This window comes from Dokdonia pacifica (assembly GCF_900188275.1).
GTDB classification, from domain to species: Bacteria; Bacteroidota; Bacteroidia; order Flavobacteriales; family Flavobacteriaceae; genus Dokdonia; species Dokdonia pacifica.
The window spans coordinates 180,024-200,450 of the sequence record NZ_FZNY01000001.1 but is presented as its reverse complement, the minus strand read 5'-3'; the positions used below and the strand labels follow the sequence as shown (position 1 = coordinate 200,450).

The window sequence follows — 20,427 nt, the reverse complement described above, 5'->3', positions numbered from 1 at the left end:
TTTCTTTTAAGAAAACAATAATAAATCTTAACCTAAATTAAATTATGAGAAAAGTAGTAAGTGTATTCGTACTTATGCTAGTTTGTGCTGTTACTTATGCTGGTGGATACCGTGTAAGTCTTCAGGGAAACAGAGCGTTGGCTATGGGTCATACAGGAGTTGCGGTAGTAAATAATGCAGAGCTAGCGTTTTTTAACCCAGCGGGGTTAGTTCATCTAGAAAATAAAATCAATCTTTCTGCGGGAGGATTTGGAGTATTTGCAGAGGTGGCATATCAAAATGCACAATTTGGAAATTCTGTATCAACAGAAGATAATGTTGGAACGCCAGTATATCTTTATGGAAGTTATAAAGTAAGTGAAAACTTTGCTTTAGGACTTGCTGTTTATACTCCTTATGGAAGTACTGTAGAGTACCCAACTGATTGGGCAGGGTCACACCTTGTTAATAATATAGAGTTACAAGCAATCTATGTACAACCATTATTCTCTTGGGAAGTTGTAAAGGATAGATTCAGTATAGGTGGGGGGCCCATCTTAGCAATAGGAGGAGTAGAGTTTAATCGTAACTTATCTAGAAACCTAACAGATTTAGACGGAAACAGATCTAATGTAACATTAGATGCTAGTGGTATTCTAGAATTTGGATGGTCTGTAGGAGCATTATTAAACTTAGATAATGAAGATAAGTGGAAACTAGGATTTAACTATCGTTCATTAATTGATGTTGAGGTTGAAGCTGGAGATGGTGAAGCAACATTTGCAAATGTGCCTAACTCACCACTTGCTCCAATTCCAAATGGAACATTTGATTTTACAGCATCATTACCATTACCAGCAGAATGGACTGTAGGTCTATCATATAAGCCAAATGAAAAATGGTTATTTGCTTTTGATTATAACTATGCAGAGTGGAGTGCTTATGAATCACTTGATATCGATTTCTTAAATGCAGATGGATCTGTAGCGTTACAATCTCTTAATCCACGTAATTATAAAAATGCAAGTACATACCGTTTTGGAGCACAATACTCTCCATCTAGTAAATTAGATCTTAGATTAGGATATTACTTTGATGAATCTCCAGTACAATCTGGCTTTTTTGCACCAGAAACACCTCGTAACGATTCTCACGGATTTACAACAGGTTTTACCTATAATATAAATGACAAATTTGCTATTGATGCTTCTTTCTTATATCTACGTTTTGAAGAGATAGATGCTTCTTATGATTTCTTTACAGAAACTAACGGACAAACGGCTCCTTTTAGAGGGACGTACAAGTCAAGCGTATTTTCACCAGGTATAGGGATAAGTTATAAACTTTAAATAAAAAAGAGAGATGAAAAAATATATAAAATATATAGCAGTTTTTGCAATAGGATTTGGGTTTGTGGCTTGTGAGCCAGAGTTCGATACCCCTATCGATGAAGATGGATTTTATACAAGTGGAGAAGCAGATTTCTCTAATTATGTATCTGTAGGAAATTCTCTTACTGCAGGTTTTGCAGATGGTACATTATATATTACAGGACAAGAAGATTCTTATCCTAATATCATGGCAGAGCAATTTGCACTTGCAGGAGGTGGTACTTTTACACAACCACTTATGAATGATAATGTAGGTGGATTACTTTTAGGAGGAAACCCTATCCCTGGATTTAACCCTCGTTTTGTACTAGCTACAGACGAAAATGGAAACCCAGCACCAGCAATTATAGGACAAACACCTACTACAGAAGTTTCTAATATTCTTTCTGGACCATTCAATAATGTAGGAGTGCCAGGAGCAAGAAGTTTTGATTTATTATTTCCAGGATATGGTAATATTGGAGGATTAACTACGACTCCTATCAGTGCAAATCCTTACTTTGTAAGATTTGCTTCTTCTCCAGATGCAACAGTAATTGGAGATGCAGTGGCTCAGAATCCTTCTTTCTTTTCTTTATGGATTGGAAATAATGATATTTTAGGATATGCTACTTCAGGAGGAGCAGGTGTAGATCAAACAGGTAACTTTGATCCATCTACTTATGGAGGAAATGATATTACAGATCCAACTGTATTTGCAGGAGCTTACTCTCAAATGGTAGATGCATTAGCAGCTAGTGGTGCAGATGGAGTACTTGTTAATATTCCTGACGTAACTTCTATTCCATTTTTTACAACAGTTCCAGCACAATCTATTCCTTTAGATGCGCCAACTGCGGCATTTTTAAATGATAATTTCGGATTATATAATACGGTAGTACTTCCTACATTAGTTAGTTTTAATATTATTACTGCAGAAGAAGCAGCTTCACGTACTATTAATTTTGTAGAAGGAGTGAACTTCCCAATTATGACAGATGATGACCTTACAGATGTAAGCGCAATTCTTCAAGCTCCTCCTGTAAGTCTTGATGCTGCAACAGCAAATTTATTAGGACAATTACGTCAGGTGAATGAAAATGATATTATTCCTCTTACTGCATCTGGAGTTTTAGGAACAATAATCAATAATGATCCTACATTAATTAATGGAGTTTCTGTACCACTTGCAGATCAGTTTGTACTAACATCAGCAGAGCAAGCTAGAGTTACAGTAGCACAAAACTCGTATAATACAACAATCCAAGCATTGGCTAATGCTAACGGACTTGCTTTTGCAGATGCGCGTTCAGCTTTACAGCAAGTAGCTAATGGAGGTGTAACATTTAATGGAGGTACACTAACATCTACATTTGTAACAGGAGGAGGTTTCTCTCTTGATGGAGTGCATCCAACACCTAGAGGATATGCATTTACTGCAAATGTACTTTTAGAAGCAATTAATGCAAGATATGGTTCTAATATTCCTAGAGTGGATATTGGTAACTTTGCAACAATAACTATAAGTAATGACTAAATGACAGTCTATTATCTATAAAACATTAAAAGATGCGCTTAATTAGCGCATCTTTTTTTTTGGTATTCTATTTGCTTTATTAAAAGCAATATGAAATCTATTTTTAAAATTATACTTACAACGATTGCTGTGCTTATTATAGCAAGAATACTTCCTGGGGTATATGTAGAAGGCTTTATGACTTCTCTATGGGTAGCCATAGCTTTGTCATTGTTAAGATTAATAGTAAGACCAATTCTAATAATTCTTACACTACCTATTACTATTATCACCTTTGGACTTTTCTTACTGGTCATAAATGCAGTATTGATTTTATGGGTAGATTATTTTATTGGAGGTTTTGTAGTGAATGGCATCTGGACAGCAATATTATTTAGTGTTTTACTAAGTATATTTCAAAGCATTTTATTTCAAATGCTTAAAGAAGATGTGAAACTACAGGATAGAAGAAATTAAAACATTGTTGAGGTGTAAAAAAATACGTATTTTTGCGCCCTTAAATTAAGAGAAGAATGAATATTACAAAGGAGCAAATCGATGAGCTTAATGCAATTATTAAGGTAGACATCGCTAAAGATGATTATCAAGATAAAGTGCAGTCTATTTTAAAGGATTACCGTAAAACGGCAAATATCCCAGGTTTTAGAAAAGGACACGTGCCTATGGGACTTGTTCAAAAGCAATACGGAATGGCAGTTCGTGTAGATGAAGTGAATAAATTGCTTCAAGATGCACTAGGTAAATTTCTTTCTGAAGAAAAAATAGATGTACTTGGGAATCCACTTCCTAAAAATCAGGAAGATTTTGATTGGGATTTAGATGATTATAGTTTTGAATTTGAATTAGGAATGGCTCCTAAATTTGATATAGATCTTAAACCTAAGAAAGCAATTGTAGGATATGAGATTTATGCAGATGATAAAATGATCGAAAATCAACTTACTACAATTCAAAAGCAATATGGTAAGTTAATCTCTCAAACTGAAGTTGCAAAAGATAGCGAAGTTACGGGTGCTTTTGTAAATGAAGAATTAGAGCTTGATAATACTGCTACTTTTGAAATTGCTCAACTAAAAGGAAAGAAAAATACAGATGCTTTTCTTGGGGCAAAAGTAGGTGATGTGATCACTGTGAAAACAAAAAGTCTTTTCAGTGAAGCACATAGCTATCAAAATGCACTAAAGAAAACTGAAGAAGAAGCAAAAGAACTAAATGCAGAAGTTACTTTTACAATTTCAGAAGTTAATTCAAGAGAGCTTGCAGAATTTGATCAAGACTTATTTGATAAGCTATATGGGAAAGATGCTGTAAAAACAGTAACTGAGCTTAAAGAAAAAATGAAGGAAGATGCAGCTAAGCAATTCCAGCAGCAAAGCGATCAGCAGTTAATGAATGATGTGACTGAGCACCTTATAGCAGAAACAAAGTTTGATTTACCAGCAGATTTTCTTCAAAAATGGATCCAATCTACAGGAGAAAACCCAATGACTATAGAAGAAGCTATAGAAGAATATAACCGTTCTGAAAAAGGACTACGTTATCAACTTATAGAAGGAAAACTTATTCAAGAAAATAACTTGCAAGTAACCTTTGAAGAGCTTAAAACATATGCTAAGGATATGATCAAAATGCAAATGATGCAATATGGTCAAATGAACCCTGAAGACAAAGAGTTAGAAGACATTGCAGCACGTATTCTAGGGAATCAAGAAGAAGTAAAAAGACTTTCTGAACAGCTAATGAATCAAAAAATGTTAACTTTCTTTAAGGAAAATGTAAACCTTAAGACTAAGAAGGTAACTTTTGATGAATTTGTAAAGGAAGTATACAATTAGAATACTTGTCTATAAATAAGTATCTTTAAGGCGTTTTACTTTTAGGAGTAAAACGTTTTTTTGTAATATAAAAATCGTATTAATAATATATGGACTACGGAAAAGAGTTTAAAAATTTTGCAATTAAAGATCAAGGAATCAGTTCTACATACTATGAAAAGATCGTAAGTAGTATGATGCCAGTGGGTCTTACTCCAAATATCATAGAAGAACGTCAAATGAATATTGCCATATTTGATGTATTTTCTCGCTTAATGATGGATAGAATTATCTTTTTAGGAACGGGAATAAATGATCAAGTGGCAAATATTGTTCAAGCACAGTTATTGTTTTTAGAAAGTACAGATGCAGTAAAAGATATCCAGATATATATTAACTCTCCAGGAGGAAGTGTATATGCAGGATTAGGTATTTACGATACTATGCAGTTTATAAAGCCTGATGTTGCAACAATATGTACTGGTATGGCAGCTTCTATGGGAGCTGTATTGTTATGTGCAGGAGAAAAAGGAAAGCGTAGTGGGCTACCACATTCTAGAGTAATGATTCATCAGCCTATGGGCGGTGCTCAGGGTCAGGCTACTGATATCGAAATTACGGCTAGAGAAATCTTAATCTTGAAAGAAGAGCTTTATAAAATTATAGCTAAGCACTCTGGACAAGAATATGATAAAGTATATGCGGATAGTGACCGTGATTACTGGATGAAAGCAGATAAAGCGCTGGAATACGGTATGATAGATGAGATATTAAAAAGAGATTAATTCTGAGAGGTATACGCTTTCGCGAAAGCGTATAATTTATTAATAATAGTTAGTTTACATGGCAAAAGAAGATTTAGAATGTTCGTTTTGTGGAAGGAAAAAACCAGAAACAAACCTATTAGTTGCTGGATTAGATGCACATATTTGTGATCGCTGTATTGAACAAGCACATGGTATTGTGGTTGAAGAATCAAAAGATGTTGATACCAACGAACTCGACAGTGATCTTATGCTCAAAAAGCCACAAGAGATTAAAACGTTTCTAGACGAGTATGTAATAGGGCAAGAGTATACTAAAAAAGTAATGGCGGTTGCAGTGTACAATCATTATAAACGTTTATTACAACCTAAAGATGATGATGATATTGAAATACAGAAAAGTAATATCGTTATGGTTGGACAAACGGGTACAGGAAAGACCCTTATTGCTAAGACAGTGGCAAAAATGCTTAATGTACCTCTAGCTATTGTAGATGCAACGGTACTTACTGAAGCTGGATATGTAGGAGAAGATGTTGAAAGTATACTAACACGCTTATTACAAGCTGCAGATTATAACCTTGAAAAAGCACAACGTGGTATTGTATTTATAGATGAGATAGATAAAATAGCTCGTAAGAGTGATAATCCTTCTATTACAAGAGATGTAAGCGGAGAAGGAGTACAACAAGCATTATTAAAGCTTCTGGAAGGTACTATCGTAAATGTACCGCCTAAAGGAGGTCGTAAACATCCTGATCAGAAATTTATAGAAGTAAATACCGAGCATATTTTATTTATAGCCGGAGGAGCTTTTGATGGTATAGAAAGACATATTACAAAACGTCTTAATATGCAAGCTATGGGCTTTAGCGCTAGTAAGAATGAAGATGCTATAGATATGGATAATATGCTTAAATATATTATCCCGAAAGATTTAAAAGATTTTGGTCTTATTCCAGAAATTATAGGTCGTTTACCAGTGTTAACACATATGAATCCTTTAGATAAGGGAACATTAAGAGCTATTCTTACAGAGCCTAAAAACGCTATTGTAAAACAGTATAAAAAACTGTTTATAATGGATAATATAGAGTTTAGTATTACTGACGATGCGTTAGATTACTTAGTAGAAAAGGCAATAGAATATAAGCTTGGAGCTCGTGGTTTACGATCATTATGTGAAGCAATCTTAACAGATGCTATGTTTGAGATGCCTAGCTCTTCAGAAAAGGAACTTATCGTCACTAAAGAGTATGCAGAAGGAAAACTTAATAAGTCAACACTTAAGAAACTAAAAGCAGTCTCTTAATACTTTACGATACTATTAAAATTAAAAAGACCGTTACCACATTGAGTAACGGTCTTTTTTAGTTTGAAGTTAATCGTATATATTTTTAATCTCTTACAATAATAAACTCTACACGACGATTCATTTCGTGTTGAGCATCACTACAAGTTGTACAATCTATCAATGGTTGAGATTCTCCATATCCTTCTGATGTAAGGCGGTCTTGTGAAATCCCTTTGCTCAAGATGTAATTCATCGCAGAAGCAGCCCTCTTTTTAGAGAGTTTTAAATTATATGTATCGCTACCTTGAATATCAGTATGCGCTTTGATATCAATTTTAATATCAGGATTTTGTGTTAAGGTTGTAACTACTGTATTAAGTGTTATTGTAGATATATCTTTAATTTGATCGCTATTGAAGTCAAATAAAATATTATCTATTTTTATAAATGTCTTTTCTTCAGTTTCTACAATTTCAGCTGCTTTTGCATCTAATGTAATATCTGTTTCGAATGTAGCAACTAAGTTTGTATTCGTATCAAAAGAAGTCGAATTACGTTCAAATCCTTCTTTGTAAGCTAGAATTGTATAATCCAAAAATGCATCTACAGGAAAACTATATTCTCCATCGTTATTAGAGTTAACCGTAGCCACTTCTTCACCGTTAGCATCTAACAATACAATAGTAGCATCAGCTAATGGAATTTGGGTTTCTGTATCACGTACAATACCAGCAACATTTTGCTCTACAACATACTCGCGTATTTTATAAATGTCATACCCGCCTTTGCCACCTTCTCTGTCTGATGTAAAATATCCTACAGTTTTTGTAGCTGGGATATATGCGATTTCATCTTTATTAGAATTAATGGTGTTTCCAAGGTTACGAGTAGCTACATAACTTAAAGCAGCATTTCGTGATCTGAAAATATCAAAGCCACCCATGCTATTGTGTCCATTAGAAGAAAAATAAAGATATTTATTGTCTAAAGAAGTGTGAGGGAATTTTTCATCTAAAACGGTATTTACAGATCCTTCTATACGTTCTACAGGACCGTAAGTTCCATCACTTTTTACTTTAACTTTAAAAATATCATACCCTCCAATGGCTTCTGGCATATTAGAAGAAAAATAAAGAGTCTCTCCATCTTTACTTAAATGAGGGTTTTCTATAGAGTATGATGTATTGTTAAACGGAAGTGCTGTAATATTAATCCATTCTCCTTCAACCTTAGGATTCATAATAGCTGTATAAAGTTGAAATGTTTTAGAATCTTCTTTTATGCTTTTAGAAAAGTAAATTCGATCACCTTCTTTTGAAAAAGAAATAGTTCCTAAGTTTTCTCCTTTATTAAGTATGTGAGAGAATAATAATGGACGACGAAGGTCCCACTCATATGTAATATCAGAACAATATAGCTTTGTGTATGGTTCTTTGGTATTAGGGTCTATCTTTGCTAATGCTCCAATCTTTCTGGCAGAAAAAGAAATAAATTTCTCTTTAAAAAAACCAACTCCGTAGTCTGAATACTTAGAGTTAATACCCGTAGTAAAAGTTTCAAATTTAAAACCATTATTCCCAATATCTGGGTCAGAATTTATAATGGCAATTTCTTGTTCTAAAGACGCAACATCTTGACCAGAATCTAATGACTCTTGTGCTTGTATTTGAATTGCAAGTAGAAGTGCAAATATTGTATTAACTAATAACTTCATTATAATCTAATTTTAATGATGACTTGGGGTCTTTATGTTGCTAAAGTAAAAGGGGAACTATTGATTAAAAAACTTTTCGTCAATTTTTAGATGAGATGACTGTTATAATCGTTAAAATACAAGGATTGTTCTTGTTAACCCGTAATAAAATTGAGGATTTTTAGTAATAATTAAATATTACTTGTAAAAAATGTAAATGTCGAAAGAAAAATAATGATGAGGAATTATTGGTATAAGTGACTGTTATCTGTTGAGCGTTAATAATTCATCTAGAAAATCTCTTTTATTGGATAGTCTAGGTATTTTATGTTGCCCTCCTAATTTATTATTTTCTTTAAGCCAGTCATAAAATAAATGTTGCCTTGCACTATGGATTACGGGAGCATTAAGTGTCGTATTATTAAAACGTTTAGCGTCATAATCACTATTTACAGCACGAAGCGCATTGTCTAGTTTATTATTAAAGTCTTCAATGTTTTTTGGTGGGCTTTTAAATTCTATAACCCATTCATGTGCCCCTTTTTCTTTTCCTTTCATAAAGATAGGAGCTGCTGTATAATCTTTAATTTCACTATGCGTTTCTTTAGCAGCAATTCCTAAAGCAACATCAGCGTTTTCAATAATAAGTTCTTCTCCAAATACATTAATGTGGTGTTTTGTGCGACCACTTACACGAATGCGATATGGATTTATAGAAGTAAATCGAACAGTATCTCCTATTTTATAACGCCACAACCCAGCATTTGTAGTAATGACAACAGCATAATTTTTATCTACTTCAACATCAGCTAAGGGAATGATTTTTTGAGAAGGAGTACCGTACGTATCCATAGGTATAAATTCATAAAAAATACCGTAATCTAGCATTAGTAAAAGATCTTTACTGTCATTTTGATCTTGAATCGCAAAAAATCCCTCAGAAGCATTATAGATCTCATAATACTTAAAAGAACTCTTAGGGAGTAATTGCTTGTATTGATCAATATAGGGTTCGAAACTTACACCTCCATGAAAATACACTTCTAAATTAGGCCATACGTCAAATAGACTTTCTTTGCCAGTAGTTTCAAGTACATTATTAAGTAGTACTAGCATCCAGGAAGGTACACCAGCTAAACTAGTAACATTGGTTTGTATGGTTTCATTTACGATAGCTTGCATTTTTATCTCCCAATCGCTCATTAAAGAGATGTCACTACTTGGAGTGCTACTTAATTCTGCCCAAAAAGGCATATTATCTATTAGAATAGCAGATAAATCTCCATACACAGTGCCATTATTTTCATAAAGCTCTTTACTCCCGCCTAATCGTAATCCTTTACCAGAAAATAATTGAGAATTTTCATTGTTATTAAGATACATACATAGTAAATCTTTACTAGCGGCATAATGGCAATCTTCAAGAGATTCTGAACTTACAGGGATATATTTGCTTCTTGCATTTGTAGTTCCACTGCTTTGAGCAAACCATTTAATAGGAGTAGGCCATAAGATATTACTCTCTCCTTTTCGGCTACGTTCTATAAAAGGTTGCACATCTTCATATGAGCATATAGGAAGACGTTGAGCAAATTGTTCGTAATCTTTTATTTCATGAAATCCATATTTTTTACCGACTTCAGTATCCTTAGCTTTCTCAATGAGTTGATGTAGCAATTCATGTTGTACTTCATTAGGGTATTTTAAAAAAAGTTCCATTTGATGAATTCGTTTTTTTAAAAACCAAGAAGCAATAGAATGTACTAGTGGTATAGGCATAAAGTTGGTATATTTACACGATCTATAGTTGAAATCTTAAAAGCTAATTTAGCTTTTTTTCCTAAATTCTTTGACGTTAAAACACGATAAATAGTATGCAATACCAAGGAGTACTCAAAAAAATGCAAACTGAAAATACAAACCCGGTAAATTATTATTTAATTATGGGGAATGATTTTTTGCATATGAATCAACTTATAGACAAAGAAGTGCATATCGAGTTTATAGGATATCAGTGCCTTGCTTGCGGAGAAAATAAAAAGATATACAGACAAGGATATTGTTACGACGATTTTTATAAGGTGCCACAAGCAGCAGATTGGATCATGAAGCCTGAGTTATCTAAAGCACATTTAGATATTGAAGATAGAGATTTAGCCTATGAGAAAAAAGTTCAATTGCAACCACATATCGTATATCTTGCAAATTCTAGTAATGTAAAAGTTGGGGTAACTAGGAAAACACAAGTTCCAACCCGGTGGATTGATCAAGGAGCTCATGAAGCGCTAGAAATTGTAGAGGTGCCTAATCGTTATCTCGCGGGAATTACAGAAATAGCACTTAAAGAACATGTTTCAGATAAAACTAACTGGCGTAAAATGCTTAAGAATGACATCGAAGATGTGAATCTAATAGCGCATCGTGAGGCTTTAAAAGAATATATTCCAGAAGAGGCAAAATCTTATTTCATTGCTGATAATGACGAAACACACATTCACTTTCCAGTATCAAAATATCCTGAAAAATTAAAAACATTAAACTTAGATAAAACGCCTGCATATGACGGTGTTTTAAAAGGAGTAAAAGGACAGTATCTTATTTTTGAAGACGATACTGTATTTAATGTGCGTAGTTGGGAAGGATATGTAGTACGTATCTCTCTTCTGTAATTTTAGAGAAGCTTTTTACCGAATAATAATTATTTAAAGAGTGTATAACACATTTCTTTTGCAAGTGTGATAGGCCATTCTTTTTTATGAAGATTACTTTGCGCTACAGCACCTTCTAAGAGTAAATATATTTTTTGAGCTAATACTTTATAACCTTCTTCAGGATTATCAACTATAATATTTTCTGAGAGGAGCATTTCAATATAATTAATGAGACCATTTTTTTGAGATTGAACCTCATTTTTAATAAGAGTATTGGACATTGGAACTTCTGAGAATACCTTAATAGACCAACAGCCATTAAAATCTTTCATTTGATAAAAAAGTTCTAAATAATGGAAAATAGCCATCACTCTTTCCTTTCCTTTTGGAGCTTGAGCTACATAAGCCATTACTTGCTTTGAAAACTCTTCATTACGATGTCGTAAATGCGCAATACATATTTCTTCTTTTGTATTAAAATGATCAAAAAGGGTAGCTTCAGAAATTCCAGAAGAGGTTGCTATTTCGCTTATCTCAGTATTGTTATATCCGTTCCGATAAAAAAGATCAGATGCATTATTAATAATGGCTTGACGGATGGAATTCGTTTCCATGATCATAACTTAGGGGTTGTATAGGGATTCTTAAGATAAAGAATTTTTAGCACACCACTTTTAATTTGAAATAAAAATATCACATTATAAGCAAGTTAGTAACTTCTAAAAAGTGTATCTGTATTGAAAATCAGTTTTTTACCAATAGGTCAAAAACTATTCAACTTTTTTAAGAAAAACCTATTAAATGTTTAAAATAGCAATAGTTTTGCTGTTTGTATAAGCGATAAGCTTATGAGAACGATCCCAATCATTCTGTTAAGAGAACTAGAATTTGTATTTGGTTTCTTCTTTTGGATACGGGTTCCTAATTTTCCATAACCGTATAAAGTAGTCACTTTCCCTAGAAACACACCTGCAAAAAATAAAATTAATCCTAATGAAGAGCTTTCTAGTCCTAGATTAAAAGAGCTGCGTAATAAAGAGAACACTAAAACCCAATATATTAATACCGGAGGATTGATAACACTTAGTGCAAATCCAGTCAGATATTTTGAACTATATTTTCTTGAATCTCTTTTTTCAATCTGTTTTGTCTTAATAAAATAGATTCCTGCAATACCTAATACACCAGCGATCAGAAATTGTAACCAAATATGCATGGCGAAAAATTCTTGAACAACCATTCCTGAGGAAAAAGCAGTAAATGCGAGAAGTACTTCACCAACACCTGAGCCGTAACTTATTTTTAAAGACTGATATATATTCTCCTTTACCGTTGTTTTAATTACGGCAAGGTTTGATGCTCCAGGAGGCACTGCGCCTATAATGGTAGCAAAAAAACCGATAAGAAAAATAGATAAAATCATAAATGCTTAGTAGTACGCTTTCGCGAAAGCTTACAAAAAAAGAATCCCTAAGGAAGTATTGAAAAGCATTTATGAAAATTGGATATAATCTGCTTAACAGCAAGGATTAAAGAAAAGCAAGTTTTATGGCCTGAATAATAGATATAACAATAAGAATAACACCTATTAAACGATTTATAAAACACTTAAAGTTGCTTTTTTTGTTTTGAATTAAGTGTCCTAATCTGCCATAACCATATAGTGTAAGTACTTTTCCTAAAAAAACACCACTAAAAAATAACATGAGTACAGGAATTGCTGCCATGCTATCAAAGTTGTAATTTTTATGGAGCATAGAAAAAATAACAACCCAGTATATAAGTACTGGAGGGTTAATAATACTAAGTAAAAAACCAGTGGCATATTTTGAAGAAAAAGAAGAAGGGTCTTTTACTTTTTTTGGTTTTGTCTGAACTAAATAAATCCCAACTCCTAGCAATACTACAATCAATACTATTTGTATCCAAGTATGCATGACAAAGTATTCCTTAATCACAAAACCGAAGCTTAAAGCAAGAAATGCAAGAATAACTTCCCCTATGCCTGCACCATAACTTATTTTTAAACCTTGTTTTATGTCTTCATTTATAGTGGTTTTTATTACGACAAGATTAGAAGCGCCAGGTGGGAGTGCTCCTAGTATTGTGGCAATAATACTAATAAAGAAAAGTAATGGTGTCATAGCTTGTTAGTGGTTTCATGATATAAAAGCTTACAATGTACGATTTTGATAGTGTAGAGTATGTTGATTTTACTTCTGGACTCGTACTTTAAAGCGTATCTTTGCATCTTAAATTAATACCATGAGTACCATTGTAGCTATAGTAGGCCGTCCTAATGTGGGGAAGTCTACATTTTTTAATCGATTAATCCAACGTCGTGAGGCGATTGTAGATGCCGTGAGCGGTGTGACTAGAGATAGGCATTATGGAAAAACAGACTGGAATGGTCGTGAGTTTACAGTGATAGATACTGGTGGATATGTTATAGGAAGTGATGATGTTTTTGAAGCCGAAATTGATAAGCAAGTTGAGCTTGCTATTGATGAAGCTGATGCTATTATATTTATGGTAGATGTAGAAAATGGAATTACAGGTATGGATGAAGAAGTAGCGAGTTTGCTTCGTAAAGTAAAAAAGCCTGTTTTCCTTACAGTCAATAAAGTAGATAATAATAAGCGTGCCGAAGATGCTGTAGAGTTTTACAATCTAGGACTAGGAGATTTCTATACTATTGCAGCTACCAATGGTAGCGGAACAGGAGATTTACTAGATGCTGTTGTAGAGGCACTTCCAGAAAAAGAAGAAGTGCAAGAAGATGAGCTTCCTCGTTTTGCAGTTGTAGGAAGACCTAATGCTGGAAAGTCAAGTTTCATAAACGCACTTATAGGTGAAGAACGTTATATTGTTACTGATATAGCAGGAACTACTAGAGATTCGATAGATACAAAGTACAATCGTTTTGGTTTTGAGTTTAACCTAGTGGATACCGCTGGGATACGTCGTAAATCAAAAGTAAAAGAAGATTTAGAATTTTACTCTGTAATGCGTAGTGTAAGAGCTATAGAGCATGCAGATGTGTGCTTGGTTGTTGTAGATGCTACTAGAGGCTTTGATGGGCAAGTCCAAAACATTTTTTGGTTAGCAGAACGTAATCGAAAAGGAATTGTCATCTTAGTAAATAAATGGGATTTGATAGAGAAAGATACCAAGACAATGAAGGCTTTTGAAAAACAAATCCGTCAAGAGATCGAACCTTTTACTGATGTACCTATTGTATTTATTTCTGTGCTTAATAAACAACGTATTTTTAAAGCAATAGAAACCGCTGTCCAGGTGTATCAAAACAAAACACGTCGTTTAAAGACGAGTGAACTAAACGATTTCTTTTTACCACTTATAGAAGCTTTCCCGCCACCAGCTCATAAGGGTAAGTATATTAAGATTAAATATTGTATGCAATTGCCTACTCCGCAACCACAGTTTGCATTGTTTTGTAACCTACCACAATACCTTAAAGAACCTTACCGTAGGTTTTTGGAAAATAAATTGAGAGAAGCTTACGATTTTTCAGGAGTTCCTATCTCGATTTATTTTAGAAAGAAATAACCATGGTAACTAAAGGGAGGATACTTATGGTGATAGCTATTTTGATAGCTGTTTTTATAACTATAGGGATCTATTCTGAGAGAGAAGTCCTAAGTACTTTTGGAACAATAAATCAGAAATTAGAAGAGACAAATACCCGATCGGTTGCAAATAAAGATAGTCTCATACATCAGATTCAAAATAATAGTTTTAAGGTCAAAGCTATGTTTTTGAGAGATCTTGTTCAAGAGTTTCATGGAGATCTAGAAGACCATAAAGAAAAGTTGTTAAATGGTGATATTGGGGAAGACTATTCCAAAGCAAATAAGGAAACTATACTTTTTGTAAAAGATGATTCTATTACTCAAGATGGTGCATCTTTTATAACTTCTATGAAGCAAATGAGGCTAGATTTTGTTACTAATGCACCAGAAGATTCTCTTCTTTTAAATAAGATCAATGAATTCTTCCCACTAGAACTTGCTAATTCTCAAGAGAAAAGAGAGTCTTGGTTACGCTATCATTTTGAAGGCTTCCCAGTAATCGCTTCGGTGACAAAACTTACGAGTATTCAAAACGATGCTCAAGTTATTGAAAGTCAAATTTTGACTCATTTCTTAAGTCAGAAAATTCCGAATACTCAATAAACTAGAAACTTCACAGTTATGTTAATTGTTTGCTAAACTATGTTAAGGCTATATGTCGTTTGATAAATGTTTCAGTAATTAGATCATCATCAATCAATCAATTAACCATTCGCTTATATGACACAATTACGTGCCGTCACTGTTCTCTTCCTTCTTTTTTCTAGTGTATTCCTACAAGCTCAAAATTTTGAAGTTACTGGAATTCTAAAAGATAAAACCACAAAACAACCCTTAGAAGCAGCTACTGTTTTTATGGAAACAGTTAAGGATACTACCCTAATTACATATACCATAACAAATGCAAAAGGGATGTTTTCTTTAGAAGGAAAAACAAATCAAAAAGAAGTCTCTGTCAATATTTCATTTGTTGGTTATGAGAATTATAGAAAAACAATTGATTTGACAAATCCTAAGGTAGATTTAGGAGAAATTCTTTTAGATTTTAATGTGGCTACTTTAGATGAAGTTGTTGTAAAAAGTAGAGCTCCAATTACAGTAAAAAAAGATACTTTAGAATTTAATGTAAAATCTTTTAAGACCAAGAAAGATGCAAATATTGAAGATCTTCTTAAGGAACTTCCTGGGGTAGAGGTGGATGAAGATGGGAAGATTACTGTAAATGGAAAAGAGGTAAATAAGATTTTAGTAAATGGGAAACCTTTTTTCGGAGATGATCCTACCATAGCCACTCGTAATCTTACAAAAGAAATTGTAGAAAAAATTCAGGTAACAGATACAAAGACAGATGATGAGGCTTTTGCAGGAGAAGAAGGCGATAAAGAGAATAAGACGATTAATCTAACCATTGCCGAAGAAAACAATAAAGGGGTATTTGGACGAATTGCAGGAGGTGTCGGAACCGATGAACGATTTGAGTTTGCAGGGATCGTCAATGTATTTGATAATGATAGACGTATCAGTGTTTTAGGAGGTGGAAATAACTTAAATTCTGCGGGCTTTAGCTTTGGTGAAATTCGCAAGTTTTTTGGAGGAGGAAGATCACTTTTTGTAAATAGTAATGGTTCCTTTGGTGTTGATGGTCGTTCTTTTGGAGGAGGTCAAGGTATTGTAAATAGCCGTAGTGCAGGAGCAAATTATGCAGATGTAATCGGAGAGAAAGTAGACATCTCTGCCGATTATTTTTATTCTGGAGCCAATTCTTTTGATGAGGTGCGTACAGAGCGGGAGAATATCCTTCCAGATAGACGTTTCTTCACTAATAGTACGACTCGATCTGATGGAAATGTAGATAACCATAGTGCCAATATGACGTTTAATATAAAAGTAGATTCTACTTTTTTAATCAATATTAGACCTGCTTTTAGATTGAATCGAAATGAAAATCGATTTGCTTCTGATGAAGCCTCTTTTGATGAAGATGGAACACAAATTAACGAGTCTAATGCTAATAATCGTACACTAAATACAGGAGGGAATTTTGAAAACAATCTAAGTCTTACCAAACGTTTTGGAAGTAAAGGGTCTTTCTTGAAATTTAGATTACAAAATGAAATTAACAGGCAAGACTCTGAAGATTTTATACAATCGCAAACCAATATTTTTGGAGATGATCCCTCTACGATTGATAGGAATCAATTTACCGACGGAGAAGCAGGCGTAAATGGATATAATCTTGGAGTTACCTATAGACAACCTATAATTGCAAAAAAGCTATTTTTAGATTTTGAGTTAGGATATAGAAATGATAATAGAACCCGAAAACGAAGTACATTTGATTTTAATGAAAGCACGCAGCAATTTGATAGCTTTAACCTAGATTTAAGTACAGATTTTGAAGGACGTAATATCCGTACAACACCAGAGTTGAGTGTGCGATATAATACAGATAAATTTAATATTAGTTTTGGCGCCGGATATGTATTTAGAACCTTAGAAAATGAAGATTTTTTAAGACCTGAATTTAATATTAGTCAAGATTTTGAAGCTGTAGAGCTCTCTTCATATTTGAACTATACCTTCTCTCCAAAAATGTCTTCTTATTTTGGTTATAATTTAACTAATAGACCTCCAGAAGTAACACAATTAAACCCTTTTGTAGATGTTTCAGATCCTTTAAATATCATACAAGGGAACCCTGACTTAGCACCATCAAATAATCATAGTTTTTATGCAGGATTTAATAATTATGATTTCCAAAAAGGAGGAGGGTATTATGTGAATTTTAATGGAAATTTCGTGAATGATGCGATCATCACAAAAACCGTCGTAGATGAAAACCTTGTAGGCTCTACTACATATGAAAATGTAAATGGAAATTATCAAATATACGGCGGAGGAGGCTATAATAAATCATCAAAAATAGATTCTATTCGTACTATAAAATATGGAGCAGGGTTCAATGTAAATGCAAATCGAAATATTAATTTTAATAATGATGTACAATATGCAAGTAGGACTACTTCTATTGGCCCTAGAGTAAATGCATCATTTACGTGGAAAGATTTATTTGAGATTAGACCTCGCTATAATTTGAGTTTTTCAAACACCGTATTCGGAATAGATGCTTTTGAAGATCAAGATTTTTTAAGCCATAATTTAAATTTAAGTACAGCACTATTTGTACCTAAACATGTAGAATGGCGTAACGAAATACAATACACGTATAACCCTAATGTAGCTCCAGGTTTTCAGAGTAGTGCTTGGTTTTGGAATAGTACCGTTGCCTATAGTTTCTTAAAAGACAAAGCAACGGTCACACTTAAAGTATATGATGTGTTGAATCAAAATACAAATGCACGCCGTACGGCTAATGCCAACTTCATACAAGATGTCCAAAGTACGGTATTAGAGCAATATTTCTTACTGAGTTTTAGTTGGAAGTTTAACACACTAGGTAGTAAAGGAGAAAGCGGTGATGGTGGTGTGTTTTTCTTTTAAATTGTGTCCTTGATTTATCGTGTTTATTTTAATCGTAAAATAGAACTAGAAATGTACTTTGTTTAGTTACATTGCATGGTAACTACTAAATCAAAAATATGTCTACAGAAAACGCCTTTACTATTATAAATCAAACTGGAGAAAATATTCTTGTTGCGTTTATATCACGTATGACTCAATTAGAAACCTATGCATGGAAAGTAGTAGGTCCCTCCCAAGATCACCCACATATAGAACCCTTTCCAAAACAAATGGAATTGGTGACTAACTACTACCCAGAAGGAGTGTCTAGTGAAGGTCCATATGGAGGGAAACAAACAGATTCCGTATGGTGGGATACTATTAAAAAAACACCAACAGCGTACAAAGCAGATTGGAATGAAGCTGCCAATAAAGTAGATGTGAAACTTGAAGGAGAAAACCATAACGGAGCAGATATAAGCATAGAAAATAATAGTGGGTCTATGATATATGTTCACCCTAAGTTTGGATCCAATGAATATATTCCTCCAATAACACTTATTGCTTTTTCTACTGCAAACTATCAATTTGAATGGCCTATGTCTGTAGCAGTTGTTGATGGCTATAGTCAATACTGTCCTCCTAATGGAGAATTATATGAAGTGAAAAATAAGTTAAGTGATCTGTCCGAAATGCTTCCTGGGCAAACCGTAGTTATTACAGGCAATCTATCTGAAGGATATCAATTGGAAGTTTCTTAAATCTGCATACATGCACTTAATTTTTACTGATATAATAAGATCATGGAAAAGTTAAATGAAGAAGATATTAGTAAGTTAAAAAACGCAATTAAACTTCAGAAAAATGATTCTGATGAAGAAGCATTATCCATTCTATGGGATTTATATAAAAGAAATTCAGAAAACGGAAAAGTGATAGGGCTTTTAGGACTGATTTTAGCTAAAACAGGACAGCGCGCAAAAGCTATTCCTTATTTAGAGAAGGCAATAACCATAAGTCCTCGTAATGAATTAGTAAGCATGTCTCTTTATATTAGTTATGCTGAGATAGAAAAACATGATATTACTTTTAATGTGATTTTTGAATATCTCAAATTATATCCTGCAGATTTATATCTAATCACTTTAGAAGAATTATTGGAAGGGTTATTAGAGGGATATGGGACTACATATAAGGATAAGATTATTTTTTATGCTATAAAAAATGAAGTCCCGATACCGGTTGAATTACAATAAGTAAAATTATAAATAAGATTTCGTAAACTTCGCAAGGAGTTCTATCTTCGATCGTCTAATCGGTTTTTAAAATAGAAACTATTTATGAGGGCTTTAGTCATTTCTGGTGGAGGTAGTAAAGGTGCTTTTGGAGGCGGTGTTGCACAATATCTTATGGAAGAGTTAGGCCATAGCTATGACTTGTTTATAGGAACATCTACAGGAAGTTTATTAATATCTCACCTAGCCCTAGGAAAGATCGAAAAAATCAAAGAAGCCTATACCTCCGTAAATCAATCTGCGATTTTTAGTAATTGTCCTTTTGTGACTAAAAAAGACAAGTGGGGACAAGAGCAAATAAATATTAATCATTGGAGTGTAGTACGTAACTTTTTAAGAGGCGCTAAAACTTTTGGCGAAAGCCAAAATTTAAGAGAACTCATAGGAAGACTTCTTACAGAAGAAGAATTTGAAGAGCTTAAGCAAAGCCATAAAGATATTGTTGTTACAGTCTCTAATCTATCGTTACACGAGACAGAATATAAATCTATTAAAGAGGTGACGTATGAAGATTTTTGTGACTGGATTTGGATTTCGTGTAACTATATCCCTTTCATGAGCTTAGTGAAAAAAGACGGCTGCGAGTATGCCGATGGAGGTTTTGGAAGTATGGTACCTATTAAAGAAGCGGTAGATCGTGGTGCTACCGAAATAGATGTTATTATTCTAGAAACAGAAGTAACTTATTACAATAGTCTGCCCTCTAAAAATGTATTTTCATTACTCACCAATTTGCATTCTTTTATGATAGACCGTATTGAAAAGCAAAATATTACTATCGGGAAATTTGCAGCAAATAATAAGGATGCCATCATTAATCTCTATTATACCCCTATTGTGTTAACCACAAACTCACTAGTCTTTAATAAAGAGAAAATGGCAGATTGGTGGAAACGTGGCTTTAAATATGCGGCTAGTAAAAATAGAGAGCTTAATGAAATTCGGGATTAATACTGGGTACGCTTTAACGCTTCG

The 20,427-nt window shown here is 33.5% G+C and carries 18 protein-coding genes; 13 read left to right on the top strand and 5 right to left on the bottom strand.

Annotated elements, in window-relative coordinates:
• Positions 1-44 precede the first annotated feature (44 nt).
• The 6 genes from CHB80_RS00930 to clpX all read left to right on the top strand — a co-directional run bounded on the left by CHB80_RS00930 (position 45) and on the right by clpX (position 6,776).
• Positions 45-1,328, top strand: a complete 1,284-nt coding sequence (locus CHB80_RS00930; protein ID WP_179218056.1) for an OmpP1/FadL family transporter — start codon at positions 45-47, stop codon at positions 1,326-1,328.
• A gap of 13 nt (positions 1,329-1,341) precedes the next feature.
• Positions 1,342-2,886, top strand: a complete 1,545-nt coding sequence (locus CHB80_RS00925) for an SGNH/GDSL hydrolase family protein (protein WP_089369562.1) — start codon at positions 1,342-1,344, stop codon at positions 2,884-2,886.
• A 90-nt stretch (positions 2,887-2,976) separates the two neighbouring features.
• Positions 2,977-3,342 (top strand): phage holin family protein, encoded by a 366-nt coding sequence (locus CHB80_RS00920; RefSeq protein ID WP_089369561.1) that lies wholly within the window; start codon positions 2,977-2,979, stop codon positions 3,340-3,342.
• Positions 3,343-3,398: 56 nt separating this feature from the next.
• Positions 3,399-4,721, top strand: a complete 1,323-nt coding sequence (gene tig, locus CHB80_RS00915; protein ID WP_089369560.1) for a trigger factor — start codon at positions 3,399-3,401, stop codon at positions 4,719-4,721.
• Positions 4,722-4,810: 89 nt separating this feature from the next.
• Positions 4,811-5,485, top strand: coding sequence for an ATP-dependent Clp endopeptidase proteolytic subunit ClpP (gene clpP / locus CHB80_RS00910; protein ID WP_089369559.1), 675 nt, complete (start codon positions 4,811-4,813; stop codon positions 5,483-5,485).
• A gap of 58 nt (positions 5,486-5,543) precedes the next feature.
• Entirely contained in the window at positions 5,544-6,776 is a 1,233-nt protein-coding gene (gene clpX / locus CHB80_RS00905; protein WP_089369558.1) for an ATP-dependent Clp protease ATP-binding subunit ClpX, read from the top strand.
• 85 nt (positions 6,777-6,861) lie between these two features.
• On the opposite strand, the gene CHB80_RS00900 is transcribed toward clpX, so the two are convergent.
• Complete coding sequence (locus tag CHB80_RS00900; protein ID WP_089369557.1) at positions 6,862-8,472, bottom strand: OmpA family protein; 1,611 nt, start codon at positions 8,470-8,472, stop codon at positions 6,862-6,864.
• Positions 8,473-8,715: 243 nt separating this feature from the next.
• Positions 8,716-10,230: a GH3 auxin-responsive promoter family protein gene (locus CHB80_RS00895; RefSeq protein WP_089369556.1), complete on the bottom strand. Its 1,515-nt coding sequence runs from the start codon at positions 10,228-10,230 to the stop codon at positions 8,716-8,718.
• A gap of 95 nt (positions 10,231-10,325) precedes the next feature.
• Here CHB80_RS00895 and CHB80_RS00890 point away from each other — a divergent pair, with 95 nt between their 5' ends.
• Positions 10,326-11,120, top strand: coding sequence for a DUF2797 domain-containing protein (locus CHB80_RS00890; protein WP_089369555.1), 795 nt, complete (start codon positions 10,326-10,328; stop codon positions 11,118-11,120).
• Positions 11,121-11,149: 29 nt separating this feature from the next.
• Here the strand turns inward: CHB80_RS00890 and CHB80_RS00885 are convergent, their stop codons facing one another.
• The 3 genes from CHB80_RS00885 to CHB80_RS00875 all read right to left on the bottom strand — a co-directional run bounded on the left by CHB80_RS00885 (position 11,150) and on the right by CHB80_RS00875 (position 13,246).
• The gene (locus CHB80_RS00885; RefSeq protein ID WP_179218055.1) at positions 11,150-11,716 is read right to left on the bottom strand and encodes a TetR/AcrR family transcriptional regulator; all 567 of its coding nucleotides are present in this window, start codon (positions 11,714-11,716) and stop codon (positions 11,150-11,152) included.
• 191 nt (positions 11,717-11,907) lie between these two features.
• Entirely contained in the window at positions 11,908-12,525 is a 618-nt protein-coding gene (locus CHB80_RS00880; protein WP_089369553.1) for a LysE family translocator, read from the bottom strand.
• A 106-nt stretch (positions 12,526-12,631) separates the two neighbouring features.
• Positions 12,632-13,246, bottom strand: coding sequence for a LysE family translocator (locus tag CHB80_RS00875; protein ID WP_089369552.1), 615 nt, complete (start codon positions 13,244-13,246; stop codon positions 12,632-12,634).
• Between the two features lie 121 nt (positions 13,247-13,367).
• On the opposite strand from CHB80_RS00875, the gene der reads away from it, so the two are divergent.
• From der to CHB80_RS00845, 6 genes are all read left to right on the top strand, one after another.
• Positions 13,368-14,672 carry a ribosome biogenesis GTPase Der gene (gene der, locus CHB80_RS00870; RefSeq protein WP_089369551.1) on the top strand — a complete coding sequence of 435 codons (1,305 nt, stop codon included), beginning with the start codon at positions 13,368-13,370 and terminating at the stop codon, positions 14,670-14,672.
• 2 nt (positions 14,673-14,674) lie between these two features.
• Positions 14,675-15,298 (top strand): hypothetical protein, encoded by a 624-nt coding sequence (locus tag CHB80_RS00865; RefSeq protein WP_089369550.1) that lies wholly within the window; start codon positions 14,675-14,677, stop codon positions 15,296-15,298.
• A gap of 117 nt (positions 15,299-15,415) precedes the next feature.
• Positions 15,416-18,196, top strand: a complete 2,781-nt coding sequence (locus CHB80_RS00860; protein WP_089369549.1) for an outer membrane beta-barrel protein — start codon at positions 15,416-15,418, stop codon at positions 18,194-18,196.
• A 98-nt stretch (positions 18,197-18,294) separates the two neighbouring features.
• A complete protein-coding gene (locus tag CHB80_RS00855) occupies positions 18,295-18,918 on the top strand; it encodes a hypothetical protein (RefSeq protein WP_089369548.1) in 624 nt (207 codons plus the stop codon).
• A 42-nt stretch (positions 18,919-18,960) separates the two neighbouring features.
• Positions 18,961-19,413 (top strand): tetratricopeptide repeat protein, encoded by a 453-nt coding sequence (locus CHB80_RS00850; protein ID WP_089369547.1) that lies wholly within the window; start codon positions 18,961-18,963, stop codon positions 19,411-19,413.
• An 84-nt stretch (positions 19,414-19,497) separates the two neighbouring features.
• Positions 19,498-20,403 (top strand): patatin-like phospholipase family protein, encoded by a 906-nt coding sequence (locus CHB80_RS00845; protein ID WP_089369546.1) that lies wholly within the window; start codon positions 19,498-19,500, stop codon positions 20,401-20,403.
• The last annotated feature ends 24 nt before the right edge of the window (positions 20,404-20,427 follow it).